The 11774-nt window shown below is 61.3% G+C and carries 10 protein-coding genes and 1 other RNA gene; 6 read left to right on the forward strand and 5 right to left on the reverse strand.

Features of this window, described 5'->3' with window-relative positions:
- Nucleotides 1–125: 125 nt before the first annotated feature.
- Entirely contained in the window at nucleotides 126–1043 is a 918-nt protein-coding gene (thyA, locus tag C9413_RS18550) for a thymidylate synthase (protein WP_039845310.1), read from the reverse strand.
- A gap of 136 nt (nucleotides 1044–1179) precedes the next feature.
- Here thyA and ssrA point away from each other — a divergent pair.
- The 4 genes from ssrA to C9413_RS18570 all read left to right on the forward strand — a co-directional run bounded on the left by ssrA (nucleotide 1180) and on the right by C9413_RS18570 (nucleotide 2753).
- Nucleotides 1180–1543, forward strand: a transfer-messenger RNA (tmRNA) gene (gene ssrA / locus C9413_RS18555).
- 128 nt (nucleotides 1544–1671) lie between these two features.
- Entirely contained in the window at nucleotides 1672–2184 is a 513-nt protein-coding gene (locus C9413_RS18560) for an SspB family protein (protein ID WP_039845311.1), read from the forward strand.
- A 64-nt stretch (nucleotides 2185–2248) separates the two neighbouring features.
- Nucleotides 2249–2443, forward strand: a complete 195-nt coding sequence (locus tag C9413_RS18565) for a DUF4169 family protein (RefSeq protein ID WP_039845312.1) — start codon at nucleotides 2249–2251, stop codon at nucleotides 2441–2443.
- Between the two features lie 97 nt (nucleotides 2444–2540).
- Entirely contained in the window at nucleotides 2541–2753 is a 213-nt protein-coding gene (locus C9413_RS18570; protein ID WP_039845313.1) for a ribbon-helix-helix domain-containing protein, read from the forward strand.
- A gap of 9 nt (nucleotides 2754–2762) precedes the next feature.
- Here the strand turns inward: C9413_RS18570 and C9413_RS18575 are convergent, their stop codons facing one another.
- The 3 genes from C9413_RS18575 to C9413_RS18585 all read right to left on the reverse strand — a co-directional run bounded on the left by C9413_RS18575 (nucleotide 2763) and on the right by C9413_RS18585 (nucleotide 9116).
- Nucleotides 2763–6488: an AsmA-like C-terminal region-containing protein gene (locus C9413_RS18575; RefSeq protein WP_170250740.1), complete on the reverse strand. Its 3726-nt coding sequence runs from the start codon at nucleotides 6486–6488 to the stop codon at nucleotides 2763–2765.
- 89 nt (nucleotides 6489–6577) lie between these two features.
- A complete protein-coding gene (locus C9413_RS18580; RefSeq protein ID WP_039845314.1) occupies nucleotides 6578–7990 on the reverse strand; it encodes an FAD-linked oxidase C-terminal domain-containing protein in 1413 nt (470 codons plus the stop codon).
- Between the two features lie 91 nt (nucleotides 7991–8081).
- A complete protein-coding gene (locus C9413_RS18585) occupies nucleotides 8082–9116 on the reverse strand; it encodes an aldo/keto reductase (RefSeq protein WP_039845315.1) in 1035 nt (344 codons plus the stop codon).
- A gap of 94 nt (nucleotides 9117–9210) precedes the next feature.
- Between C9413_RS18585 and C9413_RS18590 the strand changes: the two genes are divergently transcribed.
- Both C9413_RS18590 and C9413_RS18595 read left to right on the forward strand, forming a co-directional pair.
- On the forward strand, nucleotides 9211–10113 hold the full coding sequence (locus C9413_RS18590; protein ID WP_039845316.1) for a LysR family transcriptional regulator: 903 nt from the start codon (nucleotides 9211–9213) through the stop codon (nucleotides 10111–10113).
- Nucleotides 10114–10328: 215 nt separating this feature from the next.
- On the forward strand, nucleotides 10329–11420 hold the full coding sequence (locus C9413_RS18595) for an AbrB family transcriptional regulator (protein ID WP_039845317.1): 1092 nt from the start codon (nucleotides 10329–10331) through the stop codon (nucleotides 11418–11420).
- On the opposite strand, the gene C9413_RS18600 is transcribed toward C9413_RS18595, so the two are convergent.
- Nucleotides 11380–11774 (reverse strand): AraC family transcriptional regulator (locus C9413_RS18600; RefSeq protein WP_170250739.1); only part of this gene is annotated, 395 nt, incomplete at its 5' end. The genes C9413_RS18595 and C9413_RS18600 overlap by 41 nt on opposite strands.

The raw sequence follows: 11774 nt of genomic DNA on the forward strand, positions 1-11774 counted from the left end.
CCCCTGACGGGCTGGGCGCGCCGGATGCAAGCCCGCTGGCCGCAGTCACGCGCGCGCTTCCTGGAGGCCAGCCAGCACCTGCCGATCGCAACGGCAAGCGCTCGGTGCGCTAGGACAATCGTCCGTCAGACGGCGACCGGGGCATCAATCCGATCGTGCGACTGATATCCTACGACCTCGAAATCGTCGATCCGATAACCATCGATCTCGTCGGGCTGGCGCGTCAGCACCAGCTTAGGAAAGGGCATGGGCTTGCGCGCAAGCTGCTCTTTGGCCTGATCGAGGTGGTTCAGGTAGAGATGGGTATCGCCTCCGACCCAGATGAGTTCACCCCGATCCATCTGCACCTGCTGGGCGACCATCGCAAGCAATGCTGCCTGCTGGCATATATTGAAGGGCGCGCCGAGGAAAATATCGCAGGAGCGCTGGTTCACGAGCATGGAAAGCTGCGGCCGGCCGCTACCGCGCTGCAGTCCGGAAACGTGAAACTGATAGGTCATATGGCACGGAGGAAGCGCCATCTGATCAATCTCGCCCACATTCCAGGCGTGGAACAGCATGCGCCGGCTCGTCGGATTGGTCTTGAGGCTATGGATGAGCGCGCCGATCTGATCGTGCTCCACCCCGTTCCGGTCAAGCCACCGCCTCCACTGCTTGCCGTAGACCGGTCCGAGATCGCCCCATTTCGCCGCGAAAGCGTCGTCTTCGAGAACGCGCTTTTCGAACAGGTCCTGGGATATCTCCTCGCCCGTCGCCTTGCGGTACGCAGCAAGCGGCCAGTCCGTCCATATCTTGACATTTTCCTTGAGCAGCGACTGGATGTTCGTCTGCCCGGTCAGAAACCAGAGCATCTCCTTCACCGCCGTCTTCCAGAAGACCTTCTTGGTCGTAAACGCCGGGAAGCTGCCGTCCGAAAGATCGAAGCGCATCATCGCGCCGAACGTCGAAAGCGTGCCCTCGCCAGTGCGATCCATCCGCCGATCGCCCTTCTCCAGCAGATGGGACATAATGTCTAGATATTGATATTCAGGATGACGCAGCATCCGTGTCTCCCCGTGTGCGATCACATGGTCGCGGCCGATTCCGTTTCCCAAAATAGGCGCTTCTGCCGCTGAAACCAACTGTGCGGAGGCTTATCCCGGCAATTCTCATGCTGCCTGCAACGGTTTTGTGACGTATCCCCTTTCCATGCGCTTCGGAAAACACTATATCAGCCTTGCCGGTTTTCGGACCGGCTATGGCGATAAATGAGCGGTGTAATAAACCTATTGGACCCGGGGGCGGTACCCGGCGCCTCCACCAAAAACAGCCGGTTCACGACTGCTTTTGATGGGGGCGAAACAGGATCGAAAAGGGTGTAAAGATCGACTTTTTGCTCGGCATGATACCGCCGTTATCGGGTCACAAGTGTAGTTGCAAACGACAACAACTCTAAGGAATATGCTCTCGCTTCCTAACGGCGGTGCGGGAATTCCGCTCTAAGTCCTTTTGGTTAGCACCTTAAGGCGGGGTCCGAAGGCACCTGGCAACAGAAGCCTTCACCTTCTCCCTGCCGCCCAAATCATGTATTGTTTGTGAAGCTGACTCGGACACTTAGCCTTTCCCAAGGCCGCCGGACATGGCATATACCCTTGTGAAAAGACTTCCGAACCAAAGAAAGACAGGAAAAGTATGGGGCAGGACCACATCCGCTACGACATTCTGGCACAGGACGCGCTGCGTGGCGTGATCCGCAAGGTCTTGTCCGAAGTCGCAACGACGGGCCGCTTGCCCGGCGACCATCATTTCTTCATTACGTTTCTCACCGGTGCACCCGGCGTTCGCATCTCGCAGCATCTGAAATCCAAGTATCCGGAGCAGATGACCATCGTGATCCAGCACCAGTTCTGGGATCTGAAGATCACCGAATCGCTGTTCGAGATCGGCCTTTCCTTCTCCGACGTGCCCGAAAAGCTGGTCATCCCCTTCAATGCCATCCGTGGCTTCTATGACCCTTCGGTCAATTTCGAACTTGAATTCGACGTGCCGCTGGCAGACGGCGAGGAAGTTCCCGCGGCCGAAATCACCGCCTATCCGGTCGCACCCGAAAAAGGCGAGGAACCGCCCGCGGCAAAACCCGCAGAGGGTGACGAGAAGAAGCCGGGATCCGTCGTGTCGCTCGACGCCTTCCGCAAGAAGCAGTAAATATCGAGGGAAGCAGGCGCTTCCCTTTTTCATGTGCCCTTTTCCAGCCGGACGGAGGCAAGCCATGAGCGCGGAAATCGTTAATCTCCGCCAGTTCAAGAAGCAGCAGGCCCGTTCCGAAAAGGACAAACAGGCCGAGCAGAATCGTATCCGTTTCGGCCGCACCAAGACCGAGAAGCAGCTGACCAAAGCGCTGAACGAGAAGGCCGAAAAAGCACACCGACAGGGCCGGATCGAAAAGGACGAAGGCGGCGAATGACGGCGCAGACGGGCCGAAAACAATCCGCAGTCAGTTGCTTGGCGGTATTTCCTCCCTCAATCTGTCAACTCCGCGAAAAAGGCCTGCGGAAAGCCCGATGATCCGCAAGCATTCCGCCAGCCTGCATGGACACCGCACCAGCTTCTCGCTGGAAGACGAATTCTGGGCTGAGCTGAAAGCGATCGCCACAGCCCGCGCCATTCCGCTTGCGGCCCTCATATCCGAAATCGACGACCGGCGAGAGCCGGAAAGCAACCTCTCCTCCGCGCTGCGGATCCATGTCTTGACCTGGTTGAAAAACCGCAGCTAGAGAGAGCCTTTACTGCGGCAACGGCACGCCCGGCAAGGCATCGAAATTCAGCCGGTTGCCGGTTATCGGCGGCGGCTGGTTGAGCTGCTGCGCGCGGCGCGCCGCCTCCTCAGCAGCGGCGTTCGCCTCGGCCTGCGCCTTCGCCTTTGCTTCAGCCTCCGCTTTGGCCTTCGCCTCCGCGTCAGCCTTTTGCCGCGCAGCTTCCGCGGCAAGCGCGCGCAGGCGCTCCTCTTCGGCCTTGCGCTGCGCCTCGATCGCCGCGGCTCTTGCGCGTTCCGCATCGTTGAACTTGTAAAGCGCCACCTCGCGCCGCAACCGCTGCTTTTCCAGGACGTTCGACTGTAACCGCTCGACACGCCGGCGTTCGCGTTCGAATGCACGAAGCGACAGATATCCGGCGAGATCGGTTACATCCATCGTCCGGCCGGGCGATGCGAGCAATCCGGAATAGTTGAGCCGCAGCGCGGGCTCCGCGCCTGCAAGCGCTTCCTCGCCCGGATTGAGAGTGATGTTAAGCGATGCGTTGATGCGCTCCTGCGGCAGGCTGAGCTGCGCATTGCCGGTCACCTTGGCGCGTTCGTTGGCAACGGTTACGTTCTGCACGCGGAGCACGCCGTCGGTGATGTTGAACGGAATGCCCGTCGGCGGAAGTTTCGCCTCTCCATTGTTGAGCAGCGTTTCGACGATCGGATGTATCTTTCCGGCATTGAGCTGGTCCTGCATCGGATCCGTTGCAGCAAGTAGCGGCGGCAGAATCGCAAGGTTCAGCCCGCGCACGGTGGTCTCGCCAAGCCGCAGCTCGCCGGAGCCCGTGAGCGAACTCACCAGGTCCGTCATCGTTTTGCCGGAGGCTTCCATACCGAGAGAAAGCCCGAACTTGCCGTTCGCAACCGGCGCGCCGTCGCGCGGCCAGACGACGCCGGCGAGATCGGAATCGGAAAGCGAAAGCTTCGTTTGGAAGAAGCCGGTGCCCTCGGCATTGGTGAAAAGCAGGTTGCCGGAAAGCTGGCCACCGTCCCATCCGCCCTTCATGTCGTTGAGCTGCAGTTCGTCGCCCTTGTAGACAGCGTTGGTGGTGAAGCCGGTTACGGCTGCCGACCATCCCGGCCAGAACTCCTTGGCCGAGAACTTCAGGTTGACATCCATATCCTTGAACACCGGCTGCCCAAGTACTGCGGTCGAGAAGTTGCCCGTCGCAGCATCTGTCATCGGGCCGTAGACGGCCTCGCCCAGCCAGGTCGCATCGGCGCGGTCAAGCGCAAGTTCGCCACTCGCTGTCGTCGTGTCTGTCTTGCGATTGACCGTCAGTGCACCCGAAAACTGATTTTCCGCGGCATGACCCTTGAGGTCGGAGAAGGCGACCTTGTCGCCATCGATGGTTGCCGTTGTTTGCAGCCCGAAAGGCAGACCGGTTCCCATCTGCGGCAGCGCAATGCCGTTCATCACGAGATACGGATCGAGATCGGCGCTCTCGAGCGAGACGCCGATCTGGCCATTCATGAAATTCCCGGGACGGACATCGACCTTGCCATTCGCAGTAAAGGACGTCCGGTCTGTCGCGAAGGTCAGCGATGCATCGGCCGGATCGGTACCGCTTGCCTGGACTTTCAGGGCGAGGCGGCCGTTGCCATCAGCTTCGACCGGAAGCGGATCGAGGCCCGCCTGCCCGAACAGGATCGACGTCGTTCTGTTTTCAAGCGTCGCCTCCAGATTGGTCGTGCCCTTGCCCGTCAGCGCCAACAGATCCGACATGCGGTAGTCGAGGTTCACGCGGCTTCCGTTGGAAACGCCGGCAAGCGTCAGCGCAAGCCCGTCGCCCTCGTCGCCGCCAAGCGTCAGCGCGCCGCGAAGCGCCGTGTTGGTGTACCAGGCGGCATTGCGCACCAGCCGGTCCATCACCGGATGCTGCGGCAGATGCGCCTTCAGCATCGTGAAGAAAGGTCCCGGATCGGAGGACTTCAAGGTGATCTCCCCCGAGCCCTTGTAATCGAGCAAGGAGCCTTCGGCGCGGCCGGTGGCGGTGATTTCGGCGCCCGCCAGATTTTTGGCGACCAGCTTGTCGACGGCAAGCGCCCCGTCAGCGATCGTAAAGCTCGTCTCGACATTTTCTGCCTCGACGCCGAAGGCGCTGAATTTATCCGCCTTCAGCTGTGCCGCAATTTTGTGGTCGAGCACATTTTCGCCTGCGTCCTGCCCGGTGAACAGACCCGTCAGCGCCCTCAGCGCATCGAGGTCGATCGCATCGCCGGCAAGGTCGACGTTCAGGAGAGGCGGCTGGTTCTCCAGCGCCTGCCGTTCCAGCTTGCCCTTCAGCGTAGCGGCGCCGATGGCAATCTCCAGATTGTTGAAGCGCTGCTGCTGATGCGTCAGGCTGACATCGGCCGAAAAGCCCGCCTGCTTCAATTGACGGATCGCGGGGTCGACCGAACCCGCAAGCCAGGAGGCAAGCCCCGAGGGCTGATTGGAGGCAACGGTAATCTGCCCGTTGAAGGAAGGGTCGCCCCTTAGCGTCAGCTGGCCCTGGCCCTCCACCTGGGTGCGCCCGGGCAGCGTCCCGACGGCATTGTCGATCGTCCACCCGTTGCCGGCCGGCTGCAGATCGAGCTGCACGTCGCGGATGGTCGTATCCCCGGCAACGATCGCCGGCAGCTTGACGCTCGCCTTGCCCTGCACCTGCGGCACGGGAATCTGGGCGATGATGCTGATCAGTGAATTGAGCCGCTGCCGGGCGGACAGGCCGGGATCGCGCGCGGTCTTGCCGCCTGCGCCCTGATTGCCGATCCTGTTCACATCGATCTGCTGGCCGTCGGCGATCAGCAGGAACTCGGGCGCGTTGCCGGTATCGAGGGTCGCCTCGCCGGTGATCACATAGGGATCGTCCACTGAGCCGATTTCCATCCGGTACTCGGAAAGCCGGATGCGCTCGTTGGTCAGTTCGAAGCGGACATTGAGGCGCGGCGGCCGTGCGTTCTTGTCGTCGGATTTGGCCGCGCCGCGGTTCTCGAACGCAGCCGACATGCGTCCCTGATAATTCGGCTTTCTGTCGGCCAGCTTCAACTGACCGTCGCGATCGATTTTGACCGGACGCTGATCGGGTATCAGCTGCGTCCTGACCTGCAGCGCGCCGGTTTCGTCGGGCTGTCCGCTGGAAATCGAAAAGCTGCCATGCTCGCCGTCGAGCGCCGCATCGCCTTCGATCCGCCAGGGGCCTGCCAGCGACCGGGCGGACATTTCCGCGTTAAACCCCGTAATGCGGCGGGCGCGGCCCGACTGATCGTCGATGAATTGCACGTCGCCGCCTGTGACATGCACACTTTCCAGAACGACTGTCTTTGCAGGAATCTCCGGCCGGCTGCCGCGCATCCAATCGAGCGTGCCGTCCTTCAACAGGCGAAGACGCAGCTTCGGATTGACGACGCGCATATCGAAAATCAGCGCCTCGCCGGAAAGGAACGGCGCAAGTTCGGCATCCATGGCGAATTGCTCGATCTGCACGATCGGCTGGCCGTTGGATTCCTGCCCGACACGCACGTCATGCAGCGTTACCGACGGAAAAGGCAAAAGGCGCGCATCGACCGTGCCATGCACGGTCACCTTCTTGCCGATGATGCGGCTTGCCTGATCTTCGAAATTCCTGCGAAAGTCAGTCCAGTCGATGAAAAGCGGCGCGAGCAGTGCCACGAAGAGCACTACGACGATCACTCCCCCCAAAAAGACGAGGAACCGGCCCATCAAATCAAGCATTCTCCATTCGGGATTCCGTTGCCGACACTACCGTCATTCATGCCGGGAGCAAAGCCGAAGATCATGAGATTGTTCCGTTTTCAGACAAGGTGAAAAATCTTGCCCGGATTGAAGATGTTGTCAGGATCGAGCGCCTGCTTGACCTGACGCATAAGATCGACGGCACCGCCGAGTTCCTGCTCGAGAAATGCCATCTTTCCCTGTCCTATCCCATGCTCTCCGGTGCATGTTCCATCCATCGCGAGAGCCCGCTGGTTGAGCCGCACCACGAAATTCTCCGCAACCGCGACTCCTTGCGCCGTCTTGTCGTCGAACAGGAGAAGCACGTGAAAATTGCCATCTCCTGCATGGCCGACAATCGGCGCCAAAAGACCGTGTTCCTGGATGTCGGCCTGCGTCTCGGCAACGCAATCGGCAAGCCGTGATATCGGAACACAAACATCGGTCGAAAGTGCGGCAAGCCCGGGCGCCAGTGCGCGGCAGGCCCAATAAGCATCGTGCCGTGCCTTCCAGAGCTTGTTGCGCTCCTCGGCGTTTGCCGTCCAAAGGAATTCGCCGCCACCGCATTCGGCCGCGATCTCGGCAAACTGCGCCGATTGAAGCTCGACGGTCTCGTCGCTTCCGTGGAATTCTAGAAAGAGCGTCGGGCTCTCGGCGTAAATCAGACCCGAATAGGCGTTACATGCCCGCATCTGCACGTCATCGAGCAATTCGATGCGCGCGACCGGAATGCCCATCTGGATTGTCATGATGACCGCGTCGCAGGCGGCCTTGACTGTCGGGAAGGAGCAAGCCCCGCCTGCGATCTTCTGGGGAATTCCCTGCAGCCGCAGCGTCACCGAGGTCAAAATCCCGAGCGTGCCTTCGGCGCCGACGAAAAGGCGAGTCAGATCGTAACCCGCCGAGGATTTACGCGCCCGGCGCGCGGTGCGGATTTCGTTGCCATTGGCCGTCACGGCCGTAACCGAGAGCACATTGTCCTTCATCGTGCCATAGCGCACGGCGTTGGTTCCGGACGCCCGCGTCGAGGCCATGCCGCCGATCGAAGCATTTGCGCCCGGATCGATGGGAAAAAAGAGGCCGGTATCGCGGAGATAAACGTTCAGTTCCTCGCGCGTGATGCCCGGCTCGACGGTACAATCGAGGTCTTCGGCATTCACTTCGAGAACCCGGTTCATTCGGCTGAAATCGATCGAAACCCCGCCATTCGGGGCATTCACCTGCCCCTCCAGCGAAGAACCGGTGCCAAAGCCGATCACCGGCACCTTTTGTTCGGCACAGACCTTGACGGCGACCTTCACGTCATCGGCCGTCTCGGCAAACAGCACGCCGTCGGGCAACTGCGCCGGAATGTAGGTGGTCGTATGTGCATGCTGGGCGCGGAAGGATTCGCCGGTCTGGAAGCGCTCGCCGAAGCGCTGTTTCAAGATGCCGACGACCGCGAAAATGCCCTCCTCGTTGCGTTTTCCAGCCTTTGCATCGCTGAGCGCCATCCTGTTGATCTCCCATACTATCCGCCGTCACGGGCAGGTTGGTATGGGACAACGGATGGCGCCTGTCCAGTCAAGAGTCTCGTGAGATGGCTCAAACGAGCGGTGGATTGAGCCGCGCGAAGCCTTCCTGCCGCCTGTATGGGAAATACGGATAAGGCGCCGACACCGCGCTGACCTTTTCAAGCCTTTCGACCTGCTCCTTCGTCAGCGACCAGCCGACGGCACCGAGGTTCTGGCGCAGCTGCTCCTCGTTGCGCGCCCCGACGATGACACTGGATACGGTTGGCCGGGCGGTCAGCCAGTTGATGGCGATCTGCGGCACCGTCTTGCCCGTCTCCACGGCGATCTCATCGAGTATGTCGACAATGTTGAAGAGCATTTCGTCATCGACCGGCGGGCCATATTCGGCCGTCTGGTGCAGCCGGCTTCCTTCCGGTAGCGGCTGGCCGCGGCGGATCCGGCCGGTCAGCCTGCCCCAGGCAAGCGGGCTCCAGACAAGCGCGCCCACGCCTTGGTCGGCACCGAGCGGCATCAGCTCCCATTCGTAGTCCCGGCCCGCCAGCGAATAATAGACCTGATGTGCCACGTACCGCGCGTAGCCATGCCGCTCCGACACGGCGAGCGATTTCATCAGCTCCCAGCCGGCGAAATTCGACGCGCCGATATAGCGGAGCTTGCCGGCAGCAACGAGCCGATCGAGCGTCGAAAGCATCTCCTCGACCGGCGTCGAGGCATCAAAGGCATGCAGTTGCAGCAAATCGATATAGTCTGTGCCGAGGCGGCGAAGCGCGTCATCGACGGATTTGATAAGCCGCAAGCGCGAAGTTCCCCAATCTGCCGGCCCGTCGCCCATCGGCAAGGCCATCTTCGTCGAGATGAGCACGGCGTCGCGCTTGCCGCCGATCGCCTGCCCCAGAACCTCCTCCGACGCACCCGCCGAATAGACGTCGGCGGTATCGAAGAGATTGACGCCTGCCTCGATGCAGATATCAACCAGACGCCGCGCCTGCGCCGCGTCGGTATTGCCCCATGCGCCGAACAATGGGCCGCTGCCGCCGAAGGTGCCCGCGCCGAAACTCAAGACCGGCACCCTGAGGCCGGATGCACCGAGATTTCTGTATTCCATGGATCTGTCTCCTGTTGTCTTGAGGAGAGATAGACACTCACTAAGGCGCGATATAGATTGCCAGCGAGAAAGTCATTTGTGATTTGAATTCATCATGAGCCGTCAGGACATCAATCGCGCCGGCGAAATGGACGTCTTCGTGCGCGCCGTCGAGCTTGGCGGCTTTAGCGCCGCGGCAACCGCCTGCCGGATGACCCCGTCGGCCGTCAGCAAGCTCATCGCCCGCCTCGAAGCCCGGCTTGGCATACGTCTCATCAATCGCTCGACGCGGCGCCTGCAACTCACGCCGGAGGGTTGCGCATTCTACGAAAGGAGCGTCTCCATCCTTGCCGATATCGCCGAGGCCGAGCGATATGCCTCAGCAGGCGAACAGGCAGCCGGGCCGATCCGTATCAATACCAGCGCGTCCTTCGGCAATCATGTGCTCGCGCCCCTCCTATCATCCTTCATGGCGCTTCATCCGGCCGTGACGCTCGACATTTCCTACACCGACAAGGTCGTCGATCTCATGGAGGAGCGAGCCGACGTCGCAATCCGCGCCGGACCGCTGAAGAATTCCAGCCTGATCGCCCGCAAGCTCGGTGCAGCCCGCAAGTTCATCGTGGCCTCGCCGGACTACCTTCGCCGCCATGGCGAACCGAAGTCGATCGCCGATCTCCAACAGCACTGCCGCATCGGCTTTTCCTATTCCCGCGCCATCGGCGGGTGGCCGCTACTTGATCAAGACGACACGGTGCTTGTGCCGGTGACCCCGGGCATTCAGGTCGGCGACGGCGAAGGGATGCGCCACCTGGCACTTTCCGGCGCCGGCCTTGCGCGTCTTGCCGTCTTCACTGTCGGCGCCGATATCGCCGCAGGAAGACTGGTATCTGTCCTTGAAGACATGAACCCCGGCGACCTCGAGGAATTCTATGCCGTCTATATCGGTCAAGGCGGTCCTCTGCCCGCCCGCGTCCGCGCACTGCTCGATTTTCTCGCAGCCAACGTTCGTCTCTAGCCCCGGGGGCTTGCGCCTGTCGCAACGCTGCCATTGGGCTTGCGCGCGCCAGGCGGAATTTTAGCCAAGCTGGCCATATTTCGCAATTGCGGCCAGCTTAACCTGCCCATATACCGGCGATAGATTTCCGGCTGCTCCGGCCGGTCCATATGTTGCTACCGATGAATTTTCGTGCCGTTCACCGCGGCCCATCAGTCGGAAAAGACAGGCGTTCGATGCCGTTTAAAGCCGCAAGCCGAGCCATACGAGAAGCCAGCCTGCCGAGATGGGTTCTGCTGCTTAGCCTCTCCAGCTTTCTCGTTGTCGTTCTTGAACTTTTCGCCCTTCCGGCATCGCTGCTCGTTGGGCCGATGATCGCGGCGATCTTTCTCGCCCTGGTGATCGGCAAGGGCCAAGTTCGCGTCCCCTACTGGCCCTTGCAATTCGGACAGGCTCTGGTCGGCCTGATGATGGCGCGCGCCATAACGCCGGACATTCTCGCCACGATGGCCAAGGATGCGCCGCTCTTCATGCTGGTCATCGTATCGGTGATTGCCATCGCAGGCGTGCTCGGCTATCTCCTGACGCGGCTGCAGGTGCTGCCTGGCACTACGGCCGTCTGGGGCTCCTCCCCCGGCGGCGCCTCGGCCATGGTCATCATGTCGGAGGCCTATGGCGCCGATGCCCGCCTTGTCGCCTTCATGCAGTATCTGCGCGTCGTCTTCGTCTGCGTAGCCGCTTCCGGCGTCTCACGCCTCTGGGTCGCGGCCGACGGCGGGCTGCCACCGCTTATTCTCTTCCCGCCGATCGACTGGCCGGCATTTGCCGCGACTGTGCTGCTTGCCTGCTGTTGCGTCTATGCCGCCTTCCGTTTCCGCGTCCAGGGCGGCACCATCATCCTTCCGCTTCTGGCAGGCTCTCTGTTGCAGGGTTTCGACCTCCTGACGATCGAGCTGCCGATGTGGCTGCTCGCGATCAGCTATGCCCTGATCGGCTGGAGCATCGGACTGCGTTTCACCCGTTCGATCCTGAAGCATGCCGCCCGCGCTCTGCCACGCGTTTCCGCCTCGATCCTGCTTTTGATGTCGATCTGCGGGCTGATGGCCGTGGCCCTGCACATATTCGCGGGTATCGATCCGCTGACAGCCTATCTCGCGACCAGCCCTGGCGGTGCGGATTCGGTTGCTATCATCGCCGCCTCTAGCGATGTCGACTTGCCCTTCGTCATGGCGATGCAGGTGGGGAGGTTTGTGGTGATCCTGTTTACCGGGCCGATGCTCGCGCGCTTCATCGCGCGGAGGAGCGGCCTGGCAGAGAGCCCCGCCTGAGCGCGGCCCATTGGCCCGGCGTCATGCCGTAGGCTTTCTTGAAATGCCGGTTCAGGTGGCTCTGATCCGCAAAGCCGGTGGCAAAGGCGACGTCCGATAGCTCGCTGCCCTCGCCGATCATCGCCCGCGCCTGCTGCAACCGCCGCATCAGAAGGTAGCGATGCGGACTGGTCGCGAATGCAGCCCGGAAATGCCGCGACAACGCAAAGCGGTCGAGTCCTGTTACCGATTCAAGCTCGCCAGAACGCACCGTTCGCGTCGCATGTGCTTCAAGGTAGTCGCGGGCGCAACAGGCCTGGTTCCAGGCTATGCTGGCGGGCAGCCTGCGCAATGCCTTCGCGTGCCTTACAAGCC

The organism is Rhizobium sp. SEMIA 4085 (genome assembly GCF_013004495.1).
In the GTDB taxonomy this organism is placed as follows: Bacteria; Pseudomonadota; Alphaproteobacteria; order Rhizobiales; family Rhizobiaceae; genus Rhizobium; species Rhizobium gallicum.